General features: G+C 68.4%; 22 protein-coding genes and 4 pseudogenes. 13 read left to right on the forward strand and 13 right to left on the reverse strand.

Annotation, left to right across the window (positions count from 1 at the left end; all coding sequences use genetic code 11):
- Window positions 1-129 precede the first annotated feature (129 nt).
- Genes LGN10_RS17305 through LGN10_RS17315 form a run of 3 tightly spaced genes read left to right on the forward strand, consistent with a single transcriptional unit; the run spans window position 130 to window position 2,382 of the window.
- Window positions 130-1,023, forward strand: coding sequence for a LysR substrate-binding domain-containing protein (locus tag LGN10_RS17305; RefSeq protein ID WP_226224402.1), 894 nt, complete (start codon window positions 130-132; stop codon window positions 1,021-1,023).
- Window positions 1,024-1,072: 49 nt separating this feature from the next.
- The gene (locus tag LGN10_RS17310; protein WP_226224403.1) at window positions 1,073-2,020 is read left to right on the forward strand and encodes an alpha/beta hydrolase; all 948 of its coding nucleotides are present in this window, start codon (window positions 1,073-1,075) and stop codon (window positions 2,018-2,020) included.
- Entirely contained in the window at window positions 2,017-2,382 is a 366-nt protein-coding gene (locus LGN10_RS17315) for a hypothetical protein (RefSeq protein ID WP_226224404.1), read from the forward strand. Before LGN10_RS17310 ends, LGN10_RS17315 begins: the two co-directional genes overlap by 4 nt.
- A gap of 48 nt (window positions 2,383-2,430) precedes the next feature.
- Here LGN10_RS17315 and LGN10_RS17320 read toward each other — a convergent pair.
- Window positions 2,431-2,508: pseudogene (locus tag LGN10_RS17320) on the reverse strand (transcriptional regulator); the annotation flags it as partial.
- On the opposite strand from LGN10_RS17320, the pseudogene LGN10_RS17325 reads away from it, so the two are divergent.
- A pseudogene (locus tag LGN10_RS17325) lies at window positions 2,497-2,637 on the forward strand (NADPH-dependent FMN reductase); the annotation flags it as partial. The pseudogenes LGN10_RS17320 and LGN10_RS17325 overlap by 12 nt on opposite strands.
- A 44-nt stretch (window positions 2,638-2,681) precedes the next feature.
- On the opposite strand, the gene LGN10_RS17330 reads toward LGN10_RS17325, so the two are convergent.
- Entirely contained in the window at window positions 2,682-3,368 is a 687-nt protein-coding gene (locus LGN10_RS17330) for a TetR/AcrR family transcriptional regulator (protein ID WP_226224406.1), read from the reverse strand.
- A 52-nt stretch (window positions 3,369-3,420) separates the two neighbouring features.
- On the opposite strand from LGN10_RS17330, the gene shc reads away from it, so the two are divergent.
- Window positions 3,421-5,481, forward strand: a complete 2,061-nt coding sequence (shc, locus tag LGN10_RS17335) for a squalene--hopene cyclase (RefSeq protein WP_226224408.1) — start codon at window positions 3,421-3,423, stop codon at window positions 5,479-5,481.
- Between the two features lie 86 nt (window positions 5,482-5,567).
- Here the strand turns inward: shc and LGN10_RS17340 are convergent, their stop codons facing one another.
- Window positions 5,568-6,488 carry a LysR substrate-binding domain-containing protein gene (locus LGN10_RS17340; protein ID WP_226224410.1) on the reverse strand — a complete coding sequence of 307 codons (921 nt, stop codon included), beginning with the start codon at window positions 6,486-6,488 and terminating at the stop codon, window positions 5,568-5,570.
- A gap of 149 nt (window positions 6,489-6,637) precedes the next feature.
- Here LGN10_RS17340 and LGN10_RS17345 point away from each other — a divergent pair, with 149 nt between their 5' ends.
- The 5 genes from LGN10_RS17345 to LGN10_RS17365 all read left to right on the forward strand — a co-directional run bounded on the left by LGN10_RS17345 (window position 6,638) and on the right by LGN10_RS17365 (window position 11,334).
- The gene (locus LGN10_RS17345) at window positions 6,638-7,762 is read left to right on the forward strand and encodes an NAD(P)/FAD-dependent oxidoreductase (RefSeq protein WP_226224412.1); all 1,125 of its coding nucleotides are present in this window, start codon (window positions 6,638-6,640) and stop codon (window positions 7,760-7,762) included.
- A complete protein-coding gene (locus LGN10_RS17350; protein WP_226224414.1) occupies window positions 7,755-8,054 on the forward strand; it encodes a (2Fe-2S)-binding protein in 300 nt (99 codons plus the stop codon). The genes LGN10_RS17345 and LGN10_RS17350 overlap by 8 nt, the downstream gene beginning before the upstream one ends.
- Window positions 8,051-9,487, forward strand: coding sequence for an NAD(P)/FAD-dependent oxidoreductase (locus LGN10_RS17355; protein ID WP_226224416.1), 1,437 nt, complete (start codon window positions 8,051-8,053; stop codon window positions 9,485-9,487). The genes LGN10_RS17350 and LGN10_RS17355 overlap by 4 nt, the downstream gene beginning before the upstream one ends.
- A 40-nt stretch (window positions 9,488-9,527) precedes the next feature.
- Entirely contained in the window at window positions 9,528-10,310 is a 783-nt protein-coding gene (locus LGN10_RS17360; protein ID WP_226224418.1) for an ABC transporter substrate-binding protein, read from the forward strand.
- Between the two features lie 112 nt (window positions 10,311-10,422).
- Window positions 10,423-11,334 carry a LysR family transcriptional regulator gene (locus tag LGN10_RS17365; protein ID WP_226224419.1) on the forward strand — a complete coding sequence of 304 codons (912 nt, stop codon included), beginning with the start codon at window positions 10,423-10,425 and terminating at the stop codon, window positions 11,332-11,334.
- 123 nt (window positions 11,335-11,457) lie between these two features.
- Here the strand turns inward: LGN10_RS17365 and LGN10_RS17370 are convergent, their stop codons facing one another.
- Window positions 11,458-12,477 (reverse strand): aldo/keto reductase, encoded by a 1,020-nt coding sequence (locus LGN10_RS17370; RefSeq protein WP_226224421.1) that lies wholly within the window; start codon window positions 12,475-12,477, stop codon window positions 11,458-11,460.
- Window positions 12,478-12,774: 297 nt separating this feature from the next.
- On the opposite strand from LGN10_RS17370, the pseudogene LGN10_RS33705 reads away from it, so the two are divergent.
- A pseudogene (locus tag LGN10_RS33705) lies at window positions 12,775-12,939 on the forward strand (DUF4148 domain-containing protein); the annotation flags it as partial.
- A gap of 177 nt (window positions 12,940-13,116) precedes the next feature.
- Here LGN10_RS33705 and LGN10_RS17380 read toward each other — a convergent pair.
- The 4 genes from LGN10_RS17380 to LGN10_RS17395 form a co-directional block, all read right to left on the reverse strand.
- Window positions 13,117-14,019, reverse strand: a complete 903-nt coding sequence (locus LGN10_RS17380; RefSeq protein ID WP_226224423.1) for a LysR substrate-binding domain-containing protein — start codon at window positions 14,017-14,019, stop codon at window positions 13,117-13,119.
- Window positions 14,020-14,166: 147 nt separating this feature from the next.
- Window positions 14,167-15,336: a class C beta-lactamase gene (gene ampC, locus LGN10_RS17385; protein ID WP_226224424.1), complete on the reverse strand. Its 1,170-nt coding sequence runs from the start codon at window positions 15,334-15,336 to the stop codon at window positions 14,167-14,169.
- A 391-nt stretch (window positions 15,337-15,727) separates the two neighbouring features.
- A complete protein-coding gene (locus LGN10_RS17390; protein ID WP_226224425.1) occupies window positions 15,728-16,540 on the reverse strand; it encodes an alpha/beta fold hydrolase in 813 nt (270 codons plus the stop codon).
- 70 nt (window positions 16,541-16,610) lie between these two features.
- The gene (locus LGN10_RS17395; protein WP_089466024.1) at window positions 16,611-17,096 is read right to left on the reverse strand and encodes a hypothetical protein; all 486 of its coding nucleotides are present in this window, start codon (window positions 17,094-17,096) and stop codon (window positions 16,611-16,613) included.
- 403 nt (window positions 17,097-17,499) lie between these two features.
- On the opposite strand from LGN10_RS17395, the gene LGN10_RS33550 reads away from it, so the two are divergent.
- Window positions 17,500-17,634 (forward strand): hypothetical protein, encoded by a 135-nt coding sequence (locus LGN10_RS33550; RefSeq protein ID WP_006767081.1) that lies wholly within the window; start codon window positions 17,500-17,502, stop codon window positions 17,632-17,634.
- 170 nt (window positions 17,635-17,804) lie between these two features.
- On the opposite strand, the gene LGN10_RS17400 is transcribed toward LGN10_RS33550, so the two are convergent.
- From LGN10_RS17400 to LGN10_RS17410, 3 genes and pseudogenes are all read right to left on the reverse strand, one after another.
- Window positions 17,805-18,992, reverse strand: coding sequence for a beta-propeller fold lactonase family protein (locus tag LGN10_RS17400; protein WP_226224426.1), 1,188 nt, complete (start codon window positions 18,990-18,992; stop codon window positions 17,805-17,807).
- Window positions 18,993-19,119: 127 nt separating this feature from the next.
- Window positions 19,120-19,287: pseudogene (locus LGN10_RS17405) on the reverse strand (microcystinase MlrC family protease); the annotation flags it as partial.
- A gap of 82 nt (window positions 19,288-19,369) precedes the next feature.
- Window positions 19,370-19,747 carry a S26 family signal peptidase gene (locus LGN10_RS17410; RefSeq protein ID WP_226224427.1) on the reverse strand — a complete coding sequence of 126 codons (378 nt, stop codon included), beginning with the start codon at window positions 19,745-19,747 and terminating at the stop codon, window positions 19,370-19,372.
- A 279-nt stretch (window positions 19,748-20,026) separates the two neighbouring features.
- On the opposite strand from LGN10_RS17410, the gene LGN10_RS17415 reads away from it, so the two are divergent.
- Entirely contained in the window at window positions 20,027-21,019 is a 993-nt protein-coding gene (locus LGN10_RS17415) for a helix-turn-helix domain-containing GNAT family N-acetyltransferase (protein WP_226224428.1), read from the forward strand.
- Between the two features lie 283 nt (window positions 21,020-21,302).
- On the opposite strand, the gene LGN10_RS17420 is transcribed toward LGN10_RS17415, so the two are convergent.
- Complete coding sequence (locus LGN10_RS17420) at window positions 21,303-21,854, reverse strand: DNA-binding protein (protein WP_413227149.1); 552 nt, start codon at window positions 21,852-21,854, stop codon at window positions 21,303-21,305.
- A 44-nt stretch (window positions 21,855-21,898) separates the two neighbouring features.
- Window positions 21,899-23,146, reverse strand: coding sequence for an MFS transporter (locus LGN10_RS17425; RefSeq protein ID WP_226224430.1), 1,248 nt, complete (start codon window positions 23,144-23,146; stop codon window positions 21,899-21,901).
- Window positions 23,147-23,321 lie beyond the last annotated feature (175 nt).

Here is a 23,321-nt window from a genome sequence, read left to right on the forward strand (position 1 = left end):
ATGCGGGATATTCAGTGCAGTGACGTAATGCTAATCTGCTGTTTTCCGCGTAGATATCGACTTAAAGTCAGCCTTCAGTGATATTTGATCAAGCTGACGGTCGAACGCGCTCCGACCGGCGAGACTCCGATGCGACGCAAGATCCCGAGCAATTCCGCGCTCCTGGCCTTCGAGGCGGCGGCCCGACACGGCAGCTTCGCCCGCGCCGCCGACGAGCTGGCGCGCACCGAGGGCGCCGTCAGTCGCCAGATCGGCCGGCTGGAGGCATTCCTCGGCGTGACGCTGTTCGAACGCGTCGGCAACCGGGTGCGGCTCGCGCCCAACGGCACGCGATACGCGGTACAGGTGCGCGAGATTCTGGATCGGCTCGAACGGGACAGCCTGTATCTGATGGGGCAGCCCGTCGAAGGCGCGAGCCTCGACATCGCCGCGATTCCGACCTTCGCGACCCGCTGGCTGATCCCGCGGCTCAAGCGCTTTCAGGATCGCCATCCGAACGTCACCGTGCATATCGCCGAACGGATGGAGCCCTTCCTCCTGGCCGGCAGCGGATTCGACGCGGCCATTCATTTCGAACATCCGGCCTGGGCCGGCATGCATCTGCATCCGCTGCTGGAAGAGGTGCTGGTACCCGTCTGCAGTCCGGCGCTTCTCGAAGGCGTCGGCGCGCACCCGTCGCTGGATGCGCTGCCGCGCCTTCACCGGCGGCAGAATCCCGACGCGTGGCAAATCTATGCGCAGGAAACCGGCATCGAGCTGACCAATTCGGCGGTCGGCCCACGATACGATCTCCATTCGATGCTGATCGAGGCCGCGCTGGCCGGGCTGGGCGTCGCCCTGGTGCCGCGCCTTTACGTCGGGTCCGAACTTGAACAAGGGCGGCTGGTCGCGCCCTGGCCCGACGGCAACGCGATTACCAAGCACTTCTGCCTCGTGCTGCCCGAGCCGATCGAATTGAGCGCGGCGCCGGTGCGGGCGTTTGCGGAGTGGGTGCTGGGCGAGGCGCGAGGGTTGGTGCGTTGATGCCGCGCCCGACGTTCATCGCGACACGGATCAGGAAAGCTCTTTACGGATGATGCAGACCGATATCGAAGCCCCGGGGCCCGCCGGCCCGCTGCGCGGCACGCTGTTGTCTCCTGGGACGGGCGATGTTCCGGTGGTGCTGATCGTGCCGGGATCGGGCCCGACTGACCGGAACGGCAACAATCCCTACGGCATTCGGGCATCGACCTATCGTTTGCTAGCCGAAGGACTGCTCGATCGAGGCATCGCGTCGGTTCGCATCGACAAGCGCGGCATGTACGGTAGCGCTTCGGCGATCGCGGATGCGGACGACGTCACGATCGACGACTACGCAGCAGACGTCCGCGCGTGGGTGGCCGCCATCCGGACGCGGACCGGTGCGCGCCGCGTATGGGTGCTCGGGCATAGCGAGGGAGGATGGGTCGCGTTGTCAGCGGCGCGGCAGACCGCCGATATTTGCGGTCTGATCCTCGTGTCAACACCGGGACGGCCGCTCGGACAGGTATTGGCGCAGCAGCTGCAGTCGAACCCCGCGAATGCCGGTGTACTGAGCAACGCGATGTCGATACTCGAATCGCTCGAAGCCGGGAAGACGGTCGACGCGGCCGACATCGATCCCGCGCTGATGCCGTTGTTCAGGCCGCAGGTTCAGCGGTTCCTGATGAGCGAATTGGCCATCGATCCGGCCGCCCTTCTCACTGGCTATACGAAGCCGGTGCTGATCGTGCAGGGCGCGCGCGATATTCAGGTGGGCGTGCAGGACGCGCAATGGTTGAAAGACGCCAATCCACGCGCCCGGCTGGCAATTGTCGCGAACGCCAATCACGTGCTCAAGACCGTTCACACGGACACGCTGGACGACAACCTTGCCGCGTATTCGAACCCGGATCTTCCTTTGACAAACGGTGTGGTGGAAGCCATTTCGGCATTCGTTCGGGAGTCGAATGGCGGCGGCCTGGGTCATCCTGCGCTTTCGCAACGGAAAAACGCGCGATGACGCACCTGATTCGATTCCGGGTTCGGCCTGTTTATCACGGTAGCGATCTGCTGGTCGAAATACTCGATGACCACCGCGCAGCCGACTTTCCGGATATCGCCGCGATCCTCCGGGATGCGCTGCATGCCGTCCGGCTCGCGCATCCGGACGGCCTCGACGACCCGCACGTCGCCTTGTCGCAGGACCGCTATTTCAGCTATTGGGCGTATGATCGCGGCGACTATGAAATCGACGACGATATCTGGGGCTGGTGTGCCACCGCGCCGGTGAACAACCGGGTCATCGTCGCGGACATCGAGCGGGCGCTGCTGGCGACTGGAAGATTCATCAAGGAACCCGTGGATTTCGGCAAGTTTGCGTGACGCAAAGCGATCGCATCCGCCGGTACTTCGAACCGCCGCTCCCCTCCGCTAATCCAGATAGGGCTCCAACACACCCCCGATCCAGTCCATGAAAGCCCGCACGCGCGGCGAAAGATTGCGCCGATGGCGCAGACGCCGGCCGATGCGTCGCCTGAAGAAATGTCGCCGGGCGATCTCGAAACGGCCCGCCGCTATGGCGCACGCGTCGCGATGATTGCCGGCCAGCTTCGTGCCGGCCAGTCACGCGGCGACTGACGCCAGGCTTCTCCGAATTCGACGACCGATTCCCGCGCCGCGCATCACTTCGGAAGCACACCCTTGCTCATCGCATCGAGCTGTCGAACGATCTCCGCGCGCAAGTCGGCCGACAGCTCGACGCTGTCGAGCAGTTCGGAAATCCACAACCCGTCGGCGGCGAGCCGGCAGATCATCAGCGTCGCGGCCCGCTCGAGCGGCACCGGGTCGGGCCGCGTCCATTCGCGCATCGGCACCGACCAGCGCGCGCGTGTGTCCTGCTCGGTGATCATCGACGCGACCAGCACGCGCAGCACGTCGATACTCGCAGCCGGATTGGCGGCATCGAGCACCGCGTGCAGATACGCGCGCGCCGCCGCGCCGTCGCCGCGGGAATCGGCCGCCATCCGCGCGGCCAGTTGCGCGCCGAACCGTTCGGTCGCCTGCCCGAACAGCGCATCCAGCAGCCCCTGCTTGTTCGCGAAGTGATATTGCAGCGCGCCTTTCGTCACGCCGGCACGCTCGGCCACCGCATCGAGCGTCAATGCGGCCACGCCGTGATGCGTCGCGATCTCCGACGCGGCCGCCAGCAATTGCGCGCGCACCTGGTCGGGCGCTTTTTTTCGCCGCACGCCGGCCACAGCGGTAGCCGGCGGCGCCGATGATCCTACAGGCGCGCGTGCACCGGGCGTTCCAGCCGGTTCGACAGGCGCGGACACGTCGCGCGGCGTGGGTTCGAGGCGTTTTTTCATGACGCGGATGGTAGCACCGCGCGTCTCGATATAAACATTCCTGCTGGATGGTATGATCCGCCGCATGAACAAATCGGCCCCCTCCCCCTGGTCCGCGCTCGACACGGCCATCGCCCGCGGACGCGACGCACTCGTGCGCCTTCAGCAGCCCGACGGCAGCTGGTGTTTCGAACTCGAATCCGACGCGACGATCACCGCGGAATACATCCTGATGATGCATTTCATGGACAAGATCGACGACGTGCGCCAGGAGAAGATGGCGCGCTACCTGCGCGCGAACCAGCGGCTCGACACGCATGGCGCATGGGATCTGTACGTCGACGGCGCGCCGGACGTGTCGTGCAGCGTGAAGGCGTACTTCGCGCTGAAGGCGGCCGGCGACAGCGAACGGGCGCCGCACATGATCCGCGCGCGCGACGCGATCCTGAAGCTCGGCGGCGCGGCGCGCGCGAACGTGTTCACGCGCATCCTGCTCGCGACGTTCGGCCAGGTGCCGTGGCGGGCGACGCCGTTCATGCCGGTCGAATTCGTGCTGTTCCCGAAGTGGGTGCCGATCTCGATGTACAAGGTCGCGTACTGGGCGCGCACGACGATGGTGCCGCTGCTGGTGCTGTGCTCGCTGAAGGCGCGTGCGCGCAATCCGCGCAACGTGTCGATCCGCGAGCTGTTCGTCACGCCGCCGGAGCAAGAGCGCCAGTACTTCCCGCCCGCGCGCGGCATGCGCCGGTTGTTCCTCGCGCTCGACCGCGCCGTCCGCCCTATCGAGCCGCTGCTGCCGAAGCGCTTGCGGCAGCGCGCGATCCGGCACGCGGAAGCGTGGTGCGCGCAACGGATGAACGGCGAGGACGGGCTCGGCGGCATCTTCCCGCCGATCGTCTACAGCTATCAGATGATGCAGGTGCTCGGCTACCCGGACGACCATCCGCTGCGGCGCGACTGCGAGAACGCGCTGGAGAAGCTGCTGGTCACGCGGCCGGACGGCAGCATGTATTGCCAGCCGTGCCTGTCGCCGGTGTGGGACACCGCGTGGAGCACGATGGCGCTCGAACAGGCGCGCGGCGTCGCGGCGCCGGAAACCGGCGAATCGGCCGGCGCGCTGCGCGAGCTCGATGCACGCATTGCTCGCGCGTACAACTGGCTGGCCGGGCGGCAGGTGAACGACCTGCGCGGCGACTGGATCGAGAACGTACCGGCCGGCGTCGAACCGGGCGGATGGGCGTTCCAGTACGCGAACCCGTACTACCCGGACATCGACGATACGGCGGTCGTCACCGCGATGCTCGATCGCCGCGGCCGCACGCATCGCCACGCGGACGGCACGAATCCGTACGCGTCGCGCGTCGCGCGCGCGCTCGACTGGATGCGCGGGCTGCAATCGCGCAACGGCGGCTTCGCGGCGTTCGACGCCGACTGCGACCGCATGTATCTGAACGCGATCCCGTTCGCCGATCACGGCGCGCTGCTCGATCCGCCGACCGAGGACGTATCGGGCCGCGTGCTGCTGTGCTTCGGCGTGACGAAGCGCGCGGCAGACCGCGCGTCGCTCGCGCGCTGCATCGACTACGTGAAGCGCACGCAGCAGCCCGACGGCAGCTGGTGGGGCCGCTGGGGCACGAACTACCTGTACGGCACGTGGAGCGTGCTGGCCGGCCTCGCGCTCGCCGGCGAGGACAAGTCACAGCCCTATATCGCACGCGCGCTCGACTGGCTGCGCGCGCGGCAGCATGCGGACGGCGGCTGGGGCGAGACGAACGATAGTTACATCGACCCGAAACTGGCCGGCACGAATGGCGGCGAGAGCACGTCGAACTGCACCGCGTGGGCGCTGCTCGCGCAGATGGCGTTCGGCGACTGCGAATCCGATTCGGTGCGGCGCGGCATCGCGTATCTGCTGTCGGTGCAGCAGGAAGACGGCTTCTGGTGGCACCGCTCGCACAATGCGCCGGGCTTTCCGCGCATTTTCTATCTGAAGTATCACGGCTATACCGCGTACTTCCCGCTGTGGGCACTCGCGCGTTATCGGCGGCTGGCGGGCGCGAAGGATGCGGGCGCAACCATGTCGTCCGCGTCCGGCGCGCCCGCCCCACGCGCAACGGACAGCGCGCTCGCCTGAGCCGGAACCCCGGCCGACACGGCAACACGCCGGCACGCCCGCCGGCGTCCGGCGTGCTCGACACACGTTTCGTCCCCCTTCCCCGCTCACGCGTCGCGCGGCGTCCGCATCCGCATCCGCGCGAACGCGTCGCGCAAATCCGCGCAGAACGCATCGCCGATCATCGACAGCGGCTGCGACGCGGACGTCACCAGGTAGAAGTGATCGGGCACGGCCGGCTCGAACGGCTTGACGGCCACGCGCTCGCCCGCATACGCGGCCGTCACCGGATCGATCAGCGCGACGCCCGCGCCGTTCGCGACGAACGCGACGATCGTCCGTGACAGTTGCGCCTCGATCGACAGCACGCGCGCCACGCCGGCTTCCACGAAAACGCGGTCGATCGCGCTGCGCGCCTCGAAACTCGGCGGAAACGAGATGAACGGTTCGCCGCGCAGATCGGCCGGCCGCACGACGCGCTTGCGCGCGAGCCGGTGCCCGCGCGGCACGATGCAGCGCATCGCGCTTTCCGCGAGCCGCTCGCCGCGCACGGCCGGATGCGGAACGGGCTCGGCGATCAGCCCGACATCGCACTGCCCCGACGCGACCTTGTCGACGACGGTCGACGCACTGTGCGCGAGCAGCGTGATGTCGACGCCCGGATGCGCGTGCGAGAAACGCGTGACGAGCTCCGGCAGCAGATCGAGCGCGACGGCGGGCGAGCCGGCCACGCGCAGCGTGCCGCGCCGCATCGCGCGGATCTGCTCGGCAGCCTGCGCGACGCGATCGAGGCCGACGAACGCGCGCTCGACTTCCTCGTACAGCACGCGCGCCTGCGCGGTCGGCGTGAAGCGGCCCTGCTGCCGCTCGAACAGCACGAAGCCGATCCGCGCCTCGAGATCGGCGATCAGCCGGCTCACGGCCGGCTGCGAGATATGGAGCTCGCGCGCCGCGCGCGTGACGGTATGACGCTGCATCACCGCACGAAACGCTTCGATCTGGCGAATCCTGAGCGAGGGCGTGGTCATAACATTGGATTATGGATCGTTGATCAAGCTGTATTGGACAGCCCATTTTGCCTGTCCGAACATCGGTTCCGCAACGTACCGAAAGCAAGGAGCCGCGCCGCCATGGGATATAACACGCAACCGCCTGACCCGCGACAACGGAGCCGCGCATGACCGCGCGCCGCTTCGACGTCGTCGTGGCCGGCGGCGGCCTCGTCGGCATGGCCATCGCGTGGGGACTCGCGCGTCTCGGCCAACGCGTCGCGGTGTGCGACGGCGACGACATCGCGTTTCGCGCGGCGCGCGGCAATTTCGGGCTCGTGTGGGTGCAGGGCAAAGGCGGCCGCTGCCTGCCGTATGCGCGCTGGTCACGCGAATCGTCCGAGCGCTGGCATGCGTTCGCCGCGCAGTTGCAGCGCGAAACGGGCGTGGACTGCGCGTTCGAGCGCCCGGGCGGCATCGAGCTGTTCGAACATCGCGCGGAACTGGACAGCGCGACCGACCTGCTCGAATCGCTGCGCCGGCAGGAAGCCGCGCTGTCGTACGAAGTACTCGATCCGGCGGCGCTGCGCCGTCTCGTTCCCGCGGCATCGCCGTCGCTCGCGGGCGCGCTCTGGTCGCCGAACGACGGTCACGCGAATCCGCTCGCCACGCTGCGCGCGATGCTGCAGGCGTTCCAGCAGTGCGGCGGCATCTATCTGCCGCGCAGCGAAGTCGCCGAGATCCGCCCGCGCGCCGGGCGCTTCGAGATCGACACACGCGATGCGCGGCTCGAAGCCGCGCGCGTGGTGCTCGCGGCCGGCCTCGACAACGCGCGGCTCGCGCCGATGGTCGACCTGCGCGCGCCGATCTCGCCGTTGCGCGGCCAGATCATGGTCACCGAGCGCCTCGCGCCGTTTCTCGACTATCCGACGCTCGTCGTCCGGCAGACCTCGGAAGGGTCGGTGTTGCTCGGCGACTCCGCCGAAGACGTCGGCTTCGACGACGGCCAGACGCGCCCGGCGATGGTCGACATCGCGCGCCGCGCCCGCACCGCGTTCCCGGCGCTGGCCCATGCGCGCATCGTGCGCGCGTGGGGTGCGCTGCGCATCATGACGCCCGACGGCTTGCCCGTCTACGAAGCGTCGGCCACGTATCCCGGCGCATTCATCGCGATCTGCCACAGCGGCGTGACGCTCGCGGCGGCCCACGCCGATCTCGTCGCGCCGTGGATCGCCGGCGGCGCCGCGCCGGCCGACCTGTCCGCCTTTACCACCGCGCGCTTCGCCGCGCCAACGGAAGCCCGGCATGTTTGAATCCCTCATTCCCGCCGCCGCGATGCTCGACCGCGTGCGCATCCATATCGACGGCACGCCGCACGACGTGCCCGCGCACGACAGCGTCGCGGCCGCGATGCTCGCCGCCGGTTCGGCCGCGTGCCGCACGAGCGCCGTGAGCGGCGCGCCACGCGGCCCGTTCTGCATGATGGGCGTGTGCTTCGACTGCCTCGTCGAAATCGACGGCGTGCCGAACGTGCAAGGCTGCATGACGCTCGTCGCCGACGGCATGCAGGTGCGCACGATGCACGGCAAGGCGAGGCTCGCATGACGCGCCGCCAGTGCGACCTGCTGATCGTCGGCGCCGGGCCGGCCGGAATGGCGGCGGCAACTGCCGCGCGCGCGGCCGGCTTGTCGGTGGTCGTCGCGGACGAGGGCCGCGCGCCCGGCGGCCAGATCTACCGCAACGTGGCCGATGCGCCGGCGCCGCTCGCGCAATGGCTCGGCGCCGACTACACGGCCGGCCGCCCGCTCGTCGACAGCCTGCTCGCCAGCGGCGCGCATTACCTGCCGCGCAGCGTCGTGTGGCAAATCGCGTTCGAGCCGGCGCCCGTCGCGATGCTCACGCAAAGCGGCCCGTCGCGCGGCACGCTTGAAATCGGCGCGCGCGCGGTGCTGATCGCGACCGGCGCGCAGGAGCGGCCGTGGCCAGTGCCCGGCTGGACGTTGCCCGGCGTGATGGGCGTCGGCGCCGCGCAGACGCTGCTGAAAGCATCGGGCCTCGCGCCGTCGGCCGACGCCGTGCTCGCGGGCAGCGGCCCGCTGCTGTGGTTGTTCGCCGCGCAATTGCTGAATGCCGGCCGGCGCGTGCGCGCGCTGGTCGATACGACACCGCGTAACGTGTGGCGCCGCGCGCTCCCGCATGCGCTGCCGGCGCTACGCGGCGCCGACTATCTGCTCAAGGGCTGGCGCATGTTGCGCGCGGTGCGCCACGCGGGGATTCCGGTGTATCGCGGCGCGACCGATATCCGCATCGACGGCGACGGCCGCGCCGAACGCATTCGCTTTCGCGACGACGATGGCGTCGCGCATGCGCTCGACACGTCGCTCGTGCTGCTGCATCAGGGCGTCGTTCCGTCGACGCAGCTCGCGCGCTCGCTCGGCTGTGCCCATGAATGGGACGAGTCGTCGGCATGCTGGCGGCCGCGGTGCGACGCGCGCGGCCGCAGCAGCGTACCGCACGTGTGGATCGCGGGCGACGGCGCCGGCATCGGCGGCGCGCGGGCGGCGGCACTGGCCGGCGAAATATCAGCGCTCGACATCGCCGTGCAACTCGGTGCGCTCGATGCGCAACGGCAGGCCGCACGCGAACGCCCGGTGCTGCACGCATTGCGTCGCCATCTCGCGGTGCGCCCGCTGCTCGATGCGCTGTACACGCCGCCCGCCGTGCTGCGCCGCCCCGACGACGACACGATCGTGTGCCGCTGCGAGGAAGTCACGGCCGGCGAGATCCGCCAGCTCGCGGCGCTCGGCTGCCAGGGGCCGAACCAGATGAAGGCGTTTACGCGCTGCGGGATGGGTCCGTGCCAGGGGCGCTGGTGCGGCACGACGGTCGGCGAGCTGATCGCCGACGTGCAGCAGCGCAGCGTCGGCGACGTCGGTCACTACCGGATCCGCGCGCCGATCAAGCCGGTCACCGTCGCCGAGATGGCCGACGCCCTCGAACTGTCGAACGATTTTCAGCGCGGCGAATTTCCGAGCTGACGCGCCCGCCTACTCTTCCCCACACGAACGGAGCCTGACCATGAAGACGCGCATCACGATTCTCCTTTCCGTCGCCGCGATGGCCGTCGCGTCGCTGGCGTCGGCGAAGGAATGGACGACCATCCGCATCGGCGTCGATCCAACCTACCCGCCGTTCGAATCGACCGCGGCCGACGGTAGCGTGAAGGGCTTCGACATCGATCTCGGCAACGCGCTGTGCGCGAAGCTGAAGGCGAAATGCGTGTGGGTGTCGAGCAGTTTCGACGGGCTGATTCCGGGGCTCCAGGCGCGCAAGTTCGACGTGATCCTGTCGTCGATGGCCGCGACCGAACAGCGGCGCCGGCAGATCGACTTCACCGACCGCCTGTACCGCAACCAGACGCGGCTGATCGCGCGTACCGGGTCGGGGCTGCTGCCGGACGCGGCGAAGCTCGCCGGCAAGCGCGTCGCGGTCGAGCAGGGCACGGTCCAGGAAACCTATGCGCGCGAGAAGTGGGCGGCCGCGAAGGTCGAGGTCGTGCCGTATCCGAGCTACGACCAGGCGTACGCGGATCTCGTCACCGGGCGCGTCGACGGCGTGCTGATGGATGCGGTGCAAGGCCAGCTCGGATTCCTGGCGACGCCGCGCGGCAAGGGCTTCTCGTTCGCGGGCGGCGTGGTGTACGACGCGAAGATCATGGGCAACGGCGATGCGGCCGGCGTGCGCAAGGCCGACACCGACCTGCGCGACGCGCTGAACCGCGCGATCGCGCAGATTCGCAGCGACGGCACCTACGACACGATCCAGTCGAAATATTTCGACTTCGACATGTACGGGAATTGACGACACGCGTGCGCGCGCCGCGTCGTGCGCAGGCAAGTGGATCCGGTCCGGATTGCATGGACCAGTCCCTTTAGGACACAATCTTCCAATCTTGAGTCCGATAAGGTCTGACATGCTCGACATCCGCCAGCTTCAATATTTCATCGCGGTCGCGGAAGAGGAACACGTCGGCCGCGCCGCCGAGCGCCTGCACATCTCGCAATCACCGCTCAGCCGCCAGATCGCGCAGTTGGAGGAAAAGCTCGGCCTCACGCTGTTCGAACGCAGCCAGCAGCGCATTCGTCTGACGCGCGACGGGCGCACGTTTCTCGGCGAAACGCGCGCGTTCCTGCGCCATGCGAACCGGCTCGAATCGCTCGCGCGCCGGCTCGGTCGCGGCGACGAAGGCGGCCTCTGCATCGGCTACCTCGAAACGGCCACGCACTCGGGCGTGCTGCCGCGCGCGTTGAAAACGCTGCGCGCCGGGCGCCCGTCCGTTCACATCGCTTTGTACAACTATCAATCGGCCGCGCAGCTCGAAGGCTTGCGCGAGCGCAGCCTCGACATCGCGCTCGTCACCGAGCCGCCCGCGCCGGACGATCCCGAACTCGATTCGACGAAGGTGCTGGACGATCCGATGCTGCTCGCGATGCCCGACGGGCATCCGCTCGCGAAGAAAAAGACGCTCGTCGCCGACGATCTCGCCGCGCAGGCGTGGATCGGCGTCACGCAGCAGGACAGTGCGCCGCGTCACGGCGCGTTCGTCGCGGCCTGTGCGAAGGCCGGTTTTTCGCCGGACATTTCAGTGGAAGCGACCGAGCCGCTCGCCGCGCTCGGCCTCGTCGCGGCCGGGCTCGGCGTGACGATGATCCAGCAGAGCCTGCGTCACCAGGTGCCGGAAGGCGTCGTGCTGCGCGCGCTGCCGTGGTTCAGCTACCGCACGCCGCTGTGGGCCGCATGGCACAAGGTCAATCTGCGGCCGCTGGTCGGAATCTTCCGCGAGATCTTGACCGGCGAGGAAGTCGTCGAGACAGCGGCGAAATAAATGCGCGAACGCGCGGGGCGTCGTTGCATCACGGCGCCTTACGCGCCTGTCGCGAGTGTCGCGATCGCTTCGCAACCCTGACCTTCCTCGCGCCTCGCGGCTTCCGCTTCCGGTCATCGCCTTTCAGGATCGACGATCGGCTGGCAGCGGCGCATTGGCCGCGATCAGACCTTGTTCGCGCATCTCGCGCCAGAAGTCGGCCGGAATCGCCGCGTTCAGCGCCGCCTGGTCTTCCGCGATCCGTTCCGGGCGGCTCGCGCCCGGGATCACCGCGACGGTGGCCGGATGCGACATCGAGAACTGCAGCGCGGCGGCCTTGATCGGCACGTCGTAGCGCGCGGCGATCGCCTTGATCCGCTCCACCTTCGCGAGGATTTCCGGCGAAGCCTTCTGGTATTCGAAGTGCGTGCCGCCCGCGAGCACGCCCGAGCTGTACGGGCCGCCGACGACGATCCCGACGCCGCGCGCGGCCGCCGCCGGCATCACGCGCTGCAGCGCGCGCTCGTGATCGAGCAGCGTGTAGCGGCCAGCCAGCAGCATGCCGTCCGGTTGCGGCTCGGCGAGGTCGAGCACCAGCTCGATCGGTTCGACGCGGTTCACGCCGAGGCCCCATGCGTTGATCACGCCTTCTTCGCGCAGCTTGCTCAGCACGCGGAATGCGCCCTTGCGCGCCACTTCGAATTGCGCGAGCCATTCGTCGCCGTAGAAGTCCTGCGCGATGTCGTGCACCCACACGATATCGAGGCGGTCGGTGCGCAGGCGTTTCAGGCTGTCCTCGATCGAGCGCAGCGTCGCGTCAGCCGAGTAGTCGTTGACGATGCGGTTCGGCCGGCCGTGTTCGAACAGGCCGCCCTTTTCGCCGAGGTCGCGCGCCGACACGTCTTCGATTTCGTCGAGAATCACGCGGCCGACCTTCGTGCTCAGCACGTATTCGTCGCGCGGATGGTTCGCCAGCGCGTCGCCGAGGCGGATTTCCGCGAGGCCGGCGCCGTAGAACGGGGCCGAATCGAAATAGCGGATGCCGTGTTGCCACGCGGCTTCGACGGTGGCCGCGGCTTCCGCGTCGGGGATGTTGCGGAACATGTTGCCGAGCGGGGCGGTACCGAAACCGAGGATCTTGTTGCCGGGCAGCGCGAGACTCATGATTTTCTCCAGGGAACGAGGGAAAGCGGGTTCAGTCTAGGGAAGCGGGTTAAGTCTGTCCAAGACGGAATTCGACACGGTTGAGTCGCTCAAGGTCTGATAGGCCGATTCGCGGCGCGTTTCGATCGCGAGCCGCGGCGCCTGTTCGGGCGAGACGCCCGGCCGGCAACGCTGTCGACCGAATTCACGTTCGATTCGTGACTCGGGATCAAAAATGATTTAGCCCGACAGTCGTTTTTCCGCGACGCCGCCGTACCTATATTGGCTGCACACGCAACGACATCGACGTCGTCGACGTTGGTTGCGGTTCACTCGACCAGACAGGTACCCATGATGAAAACGCTCGTTACTTCCACGCTTGCCGCACTGATCCTTTCCGCACCGGCGCTGTCGTTCGCGCAACCGGCCGACCACCCGCTGACCCGCGCCGAAGTGAAGGCCGAGATGGCGCGCCTCGCGGCCGAGGATTCGCTCGCGCAGGCACGCACCGATGAAATGCTGAGCCAGGTCAGGCTGATGAGCGCGCTGGGAGAGTAGGCGCGCGGTTCGGGTTCGACCGATGCGCGAAGGGCGACGGGTTCGATGTCATTCGAACCCGTCGCCCTGTTCACTGCATGGCCGGTGACGTGCCGTGCCGGTTCAGTCGATGTCGCCGCCTGCCTTCAATTGCGCGCCCACATAGTCGAGAAAGCTGACGATGCGCGACGACAGCGTCGCATTGCGATAAAACACCGCGTGAATCGGCTGGCGGAACTCGACCGTGTCGTCGACGAGCAGTTCGACGAGGCTGCCGTCGCGGCGATGCGTGCCCGTCATGTAGTCGGCGAGGCACACGATGCCCCCGCCGGCAAGCGCGAGCGTCAGCAGCGTCTCGCCGCTCGACGCCTGCAGCGCCGGATGAATGCGGTACACGCTACCGTCCGCGGCGCGCAGCGGCCATTGGTTCAGCGTTTCCGGCTGCACGAAACCGAGCAGCGTATGGCTCACGAGATCGGCGACGCTCGCCGGCACGCCGGCTTTCTCCAGATAGGCCGGGCTCGCCAGAATGCGCAGCCGGCTGCTGCCGAGCCGGCGCGCATGCAGCGTCGAATCGCGCAGCTCGCCGATCCGGATCGCGACGTCGGTGCGCTGTTCGAGCAGGTCGATGATTTCATCGCTCGTATGGAGTTCGACCTCGATCGCCGGATACGCTTCGCGAAAGCCCGGCATCATCGGCGCGATCACGTGCTGCATGAACGGCATCGCCGCATTGATCCGCAACCGCCCGGCCGGTGCCTCGCGCTGGCTGACGATCTGTTCCTCGGCGAATTCGACCGACGCGATGATCTCGCGCACGTAGTCGAGAAAGAGCTTGCCCTCCTCGGTCAGTTCGAGGCGGCGCGTCGTGCGGCGAATCAGCGTGGTGTCGAGCTTTTCCTCGAGGCGCCGCAGGATCCGGCTCATCACCGAGGTCGGCTGGTGCAGTTTGTCGGCCGCCCCCGTCAACGAACCGGTATCGGCGATGGTCACGAACGCGAGCATCTCGTCGAGGGTCGTCTTCATGGTCGGCACTCGTCAGCGGTATCAGGGACCGTCACGATAGTGCCCACGCACCCGTTTGATAAGCGGGCGCACGCGCGAATGACAGTTGATTTCGATTCAATAATTCCCGCCGAATAGTGTCCGGACAATCGGCGTGAAGCGGGAGGGTTACCGCCTGTCGCCGAGCGCCCCGAGGATCCGGTAGGCAACCTTCACGCGATCCTCGATCGGCACGTTCCCGTTCGCGAGCATCACGATCGCGATCCGCTTCGCGGGAACGAACGCGACGTACGTGCTGAAGCCCGCGGTCGAGCCCGTCTTGTTGATCCACGTCGCGGCGCTCGGGGCGAGCGGCGGCTGGATCGCGCTGGCCGGCACCGCGTCGAACAGCATCTTCGGCGCATTGCCCGCGAGCAGCGTCGGCAGCGTGACCGGGTACGGATACTGTTCCCAGATCAGATCCTGCGTCAGCAGCCCCGCGCGGAAATAGCCGGTGTGCGTGCGGTCGATCGCGCGCTGCAGGCGCGGCGCGGTCTGGATCATTCCCATGTTCGCCTGCACGAAACGCAGCAGGTCGGCCGCCGTGGTCCGCACGCCGTACGCCGGCTGCCACAGCATGCCCTCCGTCATCCGCACGGGCTTGCCGTCCTTCGTGTAGCCCTGCGCATAGTCGGCCATCCGCGCGGCGGGCACGTCGATGTATGTGTGCGTCATCCCGAGCGCGGGAAAGAGCCGCTGCTCCATCAGCGTCGCGAAATCCTGGTGCATCGCCTTCGCGGTGAGCCAGCCGAGCATGCCGATCGAGACGTTCGAATACTTGCGGTGCGTGCCCGGCGCATACTCGGGCCGCCATGCGCGGAGATAGCGGATCAGGCCCGCGTCGTCGCGAATGCTGTCCGGCACCTGCAGCGGCGTTCCGCCGGGCGTGTGCGTGCCGAGCTGAAGCAGCGTCACGACGCCGAACGGCTTGCCCTGCAGCTCGGGCAGATACCTGGCCGCGGGGTCCGCGAGCGACAGTTCGCCGCTCTCCTGCGCGTCCGCGGCGAGCGTCGCGGTCAGCGTCTTGCTGACCGAGCCGATCTCGAACAGCGTGTCGCCCGTCACCGGCTTGCCGGTCTGCTTCGACATCACGCCGTAGTCGAACACGTAGGGCTTGCCGTCGGCGACGACGCCGATCGCCATGCCGGGAATCGCGTACTGCTTCATCAGCGGCGCGATATGGCGCGTGACGGTGTCGTGGAGGTCGTCCTGCGTGACGGCGGCCGCGCGACCGGCGGTGGCGGTCGCGCATGCGGCGACGAACAGGGTCGCGGCGAAGCGTGTCGCGTTGAATCGCATGAGTGCGGTTCCTTTCGATTTCCGATGGTTGCATGAGCAACGGATACGGCGGCGCCGCGCATAGAGGGCGGCGCCACCGGCCTGTCGAAGCAGGACTATCCGTTATCGCCCGGCCGCCAACAATCGACGATATGTTGCGCGAGCCGAAAGAAAAACTTATGAGGTACGGCGAATGGCACCTTGTCGAAAATCGACGGAAAAGAGATAAGCCTCGTCAGATCTGCAAGCGCTGGCCTGCCGTGCGATTGATTCACCCGCCCGGATCGAGGTCGAACTCGGCCTGCGGGCGGACCTGCCCACGTGGCAAATCATGCAGCGCGTGCCGTGGATTCCGCCGACAGCTTGATGGTTTGAACGCGCCCGGCAGCGGGCCGCGCGCCGCGCCTGCAGATCACCCCGGCAGCCGGTCGAGAAACGCGAGCATCGCCGCATTGAACCGCGCGGGCCGCTGCAGCGGCGCGAAATGGCTCACGCCGGGCAGGATCGTCAGCGTCGCGCCCGGGATCGTGTGCGCCAAGTACGCCGCATGCTCGGGCCGGATGAATTCGTCGTGCTCGCCCTGCACGATCGCAACCGGCACGGCGATCGCCGCGAGATCCTGCGCGGTGTAATCCGGTTGCGTGCGCATCATTTCACTGACGGCCGCGACGAACGCGTCGAACTGATCCGGTGTCGCCGACAATCGCACATAGTCCTTGCGATGCCGCGCGAAACAGCGGTCGATCAGCGGGCTCGGCGCCATCTCCTTCGTGCCGCCCGGATCCATGTTGCACGCGAAGAAGAACACGCCGGCCGCGCGTTCCGGTGCGCGAGCGGCCAGCACGAGCGCGATGCATGCGCCGTCGCTCCAGCCGACGAAGCGTGCACGGTCGACGCGTAGCGCGTCGAGCACGGCCAGCACGTCCGATGCCATGCGTTCGTACGAATAGGGGCCGTCGTCGCGCGTGCTGCGGCCGTGGCCGCGGCTGTCGATCACGATCGCGCGGTAGCCGGCCGCGAGCAGCGCCGGCACCTGGTTGCCCCAGTTGCCGCCGTGGCCGAGGCCGCCGTGCAGCAGCACGACCGCCGGCCCCTGGCCGTACGACGCGTGCCAGATGCGCGCGCCGTCGTGGTCGAGCCATCCTTCGGCATCGGCCGCCGGCAGCGGCGTGCCGCCGTGCGCGTCGAAGCGGACGAGTTCGTCGTCGTCGAGTTCCGCATTCATCGTTCAGCCGTCCTTGAGAAGGAGACGCGCTTGCGATTGTAATGCGTGCGGCCGATGCCGCCGTGGCCGCTCAGGCCTGCGTCGACACCAGCCCGCCCGCCTGCGAGCCGCCGGATTTCGCGAGCGCCGCGGCAAGTTGCGCGATCGCCGTCGCGAGCGCGGCCGAGATCGTGCTGGCTTCCGCGCTCAGCGACTGCTGTTCGACGGCCGCGGACGGGTCGTCCTTCGCCCGCTGCGCCGCGGCGGCCATCTGCCGCTCCAATGTCGCGAGTTGCTTCTGCAGCCGCTCGATCAGCGCCTTCAACTGGGCGACCGCCGGGTCTTCCGACGATGCACCGGCCGCGCCGGGCGTTTCGCCGGCGGCGCCGGTGGCATCCTTCGTCGCGGCGGTGCTCGACGTGTCACTCGCTGCGGCGGAACCTGTCGCGCCCGTTGCGCCCGTCGTACTCGCGGCATCCGTCGCGCCGCCGGTCAACGATCTCGCGGCGGGCGGGTTCGCGGTCATGGCGCTGTCCGCGAGCGGGGATCGCGCGGTCGTGGAGAAATCGATCTGCATCGTGTCGGTCCGTGTGTCGGTTGACGAAGTGACATGGCGGAAATCGCCTTCCAGTTCGTTTACGGCATTCGTCACACGAAACTTGAATATCGGGGGTCGGGTGGATTACTGCACGATGACCGAAATTGATCGCGAAAGGGCCAGATTCGCGGCATGGCGTCGCTGGTAAAATCGCCGCTTCGCCGGCTGGAGACGCACGTCGGACGCTCGTTCGGGCCGATCGCGCGATGCCGCCGGCTTCGACTCCGGCCTGTCGAGGCGCGGCACGCAACGTCGCCGACGACGCCCTCGCGGCTTCCCGGGTTGCCTTTTCCGTCCGCCTGCACGCGTGCCCCGCTCACCGCCCGAGCGGCGAACGCCGTGCGGCACGCATTCACCTCATCACGCATTCGAGGAACACACGATGGCCCGCATCGGCGCCTTCTGCATCACGACGTGGCTCGCCGCCGCGATTCTCTACTTCGGCCAGCACTCGGTCGCGATGATCGTGCTCAGCGGTGTCGTGGTATTCGGCGGGTTCGATCTGCTGCGTCCGTAACGGCACGGCCGTACCGTCCGGTGCAAGCGCATCGGGCGCTTCTTTCCGCACGCATCCTCGCGTGCGCGTCGCCGGTTCGCCCGCTCCTTCATCCGTTGAAGGGGCGCGTGCCGTTCACGGCCGAACGGCCCGCTCAGGCTCCGTCGCCACGAGCCGTGAACAAAGCCCGTTCAGCGCGGCAACGTCCTCAACGAAGACGGCCCGCCCGTCAGCGCGATCCGTTTGCCCGTATCGCGCAGCTTGCCGCCTTCGACCGCATACAGCGCAAGCTGCCGTTCGACGTTGAACTGCACGATCACGTGCCGGCTGTCGGCGGTAAACACGATGCCCTGCGCCGCTTCGCCGCCCGGCACCTCGCTCACCTTCACGGCCTGCCCGTCGCGGATCTCGAACAGCAGCACCTTGCCGAGCTTGCGGCGGCCGGGGTTGTCGGCCGTCAGGTTCGAGCCGTCCATCGCCTGCACCGCGATCCACCTCCCGTTCGGCGAAATCGCGACGCCTTCCGGCAGCGACGGCACCGTCAGGTACTGCACCGTGCGAAACGGCACGCGCGACACGTCGATCAGCGCGACCGAATCGGCATCGCCCGCGAGCGTGCCGGTGTAACCGGGCAGCCCGGCGAGCCCGACGTTGCTGACGACGGCCCAGCGGTTGTCGCTCGACACGTCGATCGTGTAAGGCGCGACGCCCGTGCTCAGCCGCGTGCCGCTGTCGGTCACCTTGCCGTCGTCGACGTTCAGCACCGCGATGCCCTGCTCGTCGCGCAGCGACACGAGCGCATGCTTGCCGTCGTGCGTGAAGCTGATTCCGGCCAGCCGCTTCTTGCCGATTTTCAGGGTGCCGTCGAGCGTCACCTGCGTGCCGTCGATGCGCAGGATCGACACGCTGCCGTCGACGTTCGCGACGAGCGCGAGCCGGCCCGAGCGGTCGATCGCGATCCCTTGCGGATGCGTGCCGAGCTCGACGCGCGTGATCGCGGGCGGCGCGGTGTCGAGATTCACGATCTGCAGGAACGTGTCGAACACGAGCTGCTTCGCGGCCGTGTCATAGCGCGTCGGCGCGCCGACCAGCGCGAGCTTCGCGTCCGGCGTGATCGCGACGGCCTGCGGCGGCCCCTGGATGCCGTTCTCGACGTCGATCTGCGCCGCGACCTTCGGCGGGAACGTGCTGGCGTCGAGCAGCGTCAGCGTGTCGGCGGGCGGGGACGGCAGAAAGGTGTCGCGGCCCTCGACACGCTGGTACTTGCCGTCGTTGCCGGACACGATCCAGTCGGCGGCGTGCGCGGCGACGGCCGTCGTGGCGAGGGTCAGCGCGGCGAGCAGGCGCGCGCCGCGCGGGCGGAAAGGATTCGAATGCATGGCGGTCGGTTCTCCGGATCGGTTGCGGACGCAATGAATTGCCCGACCCTGCTGCCCGACGGGCCGGCGCTATCGGATGATGCCCGAAAGCACGCGCGCCCGGCGTCTCGTTCCCGGTTCCGTTCCGTCAATCCGTGCGTCGCGTGCCCGACGGCCACTCGACGATGTCGTCGTGCGGATACACCGGCCGCGCGAGCCGCTCGTAGCGGAACGGCCCGAAGTCCGAGCCGGTCACGCCGCGGCTGTCGCATTCGAGCAGCGCGGACGAAATCGGCACGAACACCGGCCGGCAATGCCCGTCGCGCGAAACGGTTCGCGCCGCACGCTGATCGGGAACCCCATGCCCGCGGCGCGGCGGCGTACCGGGGCGGCACGCGTCAGCGCGGCGGCGTGCGGATTTTCCCGTCGACCTTCAACGTGCGCCGGTCGCGCGCGACCTCGTACTCGACCGTCTGCGCGGGCGCGACCGCGCCATAGGATCGGCCGTTGACGTAGACGACGCCGTCGTGCAACTCGACCCGGTCGCCGTTGACCGTCGCGACGGCGCTGTCGCCCTGCAATACCGCGCCCGAACAACCGGCCGTCGAAAAGCTGCGGACCGACGCGCCCGCCATCGCGGCGTTTCCGCCGCCCCGATCCGCCGCATGCGCGGCGCTGCACGGCGGCGCGTCCATCGCGCCGGCGGCATGAAGCGGCGCCGCGCCGATGCCACTGCCGGCAAGCAACGCGATCGTCATCGGCAACAGCTTGTTCATCGTGATCTCCGTGGTCCGCGGTCGTCGATCGGGGGTCGGTCGACGCTCCGGCTCGCAAGTCGGCCCGCTCCGCCAGTATGCGGCCACTTCCGCACGCCGGGCCATCGGCTTTGGTACCCCGCCGTGCCGCGCTGGTCCTCGCGCGTCGATCCGCCTGACCGCCGGGTCGCACGGCGGCGGCGCCTGCGAAACAACCGATCCGCGTGAAAAATCCGCCTTGCATAAGTTGCGACCCGCAACTATTGTTGATTGCGATCCGCAACTTTCCACGGACAAACCATGGACCTCATCGACGTGCCGGCCAAGCCGCGCGACGCGACCATCCTCGAGCTGCGCGACTTCTCGCGCAAGCTGGTGCGCGAGCTCGGCTTCATGCGTGCGACGCTGGCCGACAGCGACTGGGCGCCGTCGGCCGTGCACGCGATCCTCGAGATCGGGATGACGCCCGGCATCAACGCGAAGGATCTCGGCGCGATCCTCCGGCTCGACAAGTCGAACACGAGCCGGCAACTCGCGCGGCTCGAAGCGGCCGGGGTCGTGGAGCGGCGCGTGTCGAGCGAGGACGCGCGCGCGATCGAGCTGTACCTGACCTCCGAAGGCAAGAAACTCCGCAAACGAATCGACACGTTCGCGACCGATCAAGTGTCGAACGCGCTGCGCCGGATGATGCCGGCCGACCAGCAGGCGCTGCTGCGTTCGCTCGCGCTGTATGCCGATGCGCTCGCCCAGGACAATGCGGCCAGGGCGCCCGTTGCACCCGCCGAGGCGCCTTCGATTCGCGACGGCTATCAGCCGGGCTGCATCGGCGACATCGCGAGCCTGCATGCGCGCTTCTACGCGGAACACTGGGGGTTCGGCGCCTTCTTCGAACAGCGCGTGGCGACCGAGCTGGCCGCCTTCGCGGGCGCGCTGCCTGCCGACGGCAAGGCGCTGTGGCTGTGCCAGGAAGACGGGCGCACGCTCGCGTCGCTCGCGATCGACGGCGACCCGGCAACGGGCGTCGCGCACCTGCGCTGGTTCATCGTCAACGACGCGTTGCGCGGCTCGGGCGTCGGGCGCCGGTTGATGACGCTCGCGATGCAATTCGTCGACGCACACCGGTTTCGCGAGACGTACCTGTGGACGTTCAAGGGGCTCGATGCCGCGCGCCATCTGTACGAGTCGTTCGGCTTCGCGCTGACGAGCGAATCCGCGGGCACGCAGTGGGGGACGGAGGTGGTCGAGCAGCGCTTCAGCCGGCCGGGACCGGGGCCGGGGCCGGCGGGCGGCTGAGGTTCAATGGACCGTCGTCGATCCGGCGGACTTCATGACGCCCGCTACAGAACGGGGACACGACGCGGCGAACGCGCGCGGTCCATCGGCGTATCCATCCGACGAGGCATCGAGCAACGTGACGCTGCTGTAAGCCGATGCCGACCGGGATTCGCCAATCGGAACCGGCTGTTGGCGCGGTGAAGACAGTGCGTCGAACGGAGGGCGACGGAGCTGAACCGTGCCTGCGGCGGTTCGAGCCGACGTACGTTGCCGCCGACGGTCGCCGAATGGATCGATCGCCCTATCGCAGCGCGTGCTCCGCCGCGAACGCATCGTCGATGAACCGGATCACGTCGTCGAGCGACGACGTGCACGTGGCGTCCGGGGCAAGCGACCGAAACGCGCCATCCGGCCCGAAGCAGACGAGCGGCTTGCGCCAGCGCTGCGCGAGCGCGATCTCCTCGGCCGTCCCGTGCCCGCCCGGCAGCGCGACGATCAGGTCGCTGCTCAGCACGTTCACATAGTTGCGATTGATCGCGTCCGGCGCGGCGCCCGGTTCGCGCCGCGGCAGCGGCGTGAGGATCGGAACGTCGACGAACGGATGCGGATAGCCGTCGAGCGGCACGAAGCCCGCGACCGGATCGGCCCGTGTCGGCAGGATGCCGATCGATCGGCCGGCCCGACCGGGCACGCCGGCGAACGCGCGCGCGACCGCCAGCATCACGCCCTGCCCGCCGCCCGTCAGCAGGTTGAACCCGGCCTGCGCGAGCCACGCGCCGAGCGGTTCCGAAAACGCGAGCCACGGCTCCTTGCCCGAGCCCATCACGCCGATCGTCCTGTTGTTCCGTTGCATCGTGGTTTCCGGTGAAATCGTGGCGGCATGCGCGCGTCCCGCGCTCATTCGAGCTCGACGCCCTTGAGCTCGGGAATCAGGAACACCGTCGCGACCATGTCGAGCACGTAGAGGCCGGCGAGCAGCGCGATGGCCGTCTGGAACGAGTAGTGCGCGGCGAGCGCGCCGACCGCGACGGGGCCGAAGCCGCCGACCGCGCGGCCGATGTTCCACAGCACGTTCTGCGCGGTCGCGCGTGCGGCCGTCGGATAGCCTTCCGACATCAGCGTCCCGTAGCCGCCGACCATCCCGTTGACGAACATCCCCATCAGCGCGCCGGCCCACAGCATCGCCGTCGGGTCCGACAGCCGCGCATACGCGATGACCGTCACGACCGAGCCGAGCTGGTACAGCAGGAACGTCGGCTTGCGACCGATGCGGTCGGCCAGTTGGCCGAACACCCAGACGCCGATCATCATCCCGACGACGGTCGCCGCCGTCCACACGCCCGATTTCGTCAGCGAGAAACCCATCTGCTTCGACAGGAAGGTCGGCAGCCAGATCATGATTCCGTAGTAGCCGAAATTCTGGACCGAACACAGGATCGCAATGCCGACGCTCGTGCGCGCGGTGCGGCCGTCGGCGACGAGCATGCGGAACGCGTTGGACTTCGGCTGCGTCGCGCGCCGCGCGAACGCTTGCGGCTCGTGCAGCGTGTTGCGCATCACCCAGGCGAGCAGCGCGGGCAGCACGCCGACCGCGAACATGCCGCGCCAGCCGATGTGGAGCAGCAGCAACGGCGTCACGAGCGCGGCCAGCAGCACGCCGGCCTGCCAGCCGAGCGCGACGTAGCACGACACGCGGGCGCGCTTGGCTGCAGGCCACGCTTCGGCCGCGAGCGCCATGCCGATCCCGAACTCGCCGCCGAGGCCGATGCCCGCGATGGTGCGATAGACGAGCAGATCCTGGAAGCCGCGCGCGAATGCGCACAGGCCGGTGAAGATCGCGAACAGCAGGATCGTCCAGGTCAGCACGCGCACGCGCCCGTAGCGATCGCTCAGCGCGCCGAACACGATGCCGCCCGCGACCGCGCCGACCAGCGTCCATGTGACCAGCGCGCCGGCCTGCCCGGGCGTCAGGTGCAGCGCCGCCGTGATCGCCGGCAGCATGAAGCCGAGGATCAGCAGGTCGAAGCCGTCCATCGCATAGCCGATCGCCGATCCGGCCAGCGCCTTCCACGCGTATGCGCCGACCTGCTCCGCGCCCGGGGCCGACGGCCCGCCGAGCGTCGAAGATTTCATGTTTGCCGCCATGGTGTCCTGCCACGAATGTCCGGCGACATTCTAAGGCCTGTGCCCGCGAACGACGCGGGCGGATGCGCGCCGGCCCGCGCTGGCCGGACGGCTGGCGGGAAACGACGGACCACGGCGGGCAACGAACGGGAAAGGGAAATGGAAAGGGAAAACGTCGATCCGGTGCGGCGGCGAG

The organism is Burkholderia sp. AU32262, from assembly GCF_020419985.1.
Classification (GTDB): Bacteria; Pseudomonadota; Gammaproteobacteria; order Burkholderiales; family Burkholderiaceae; genus Burkholderia; species Burkholderia semiarida.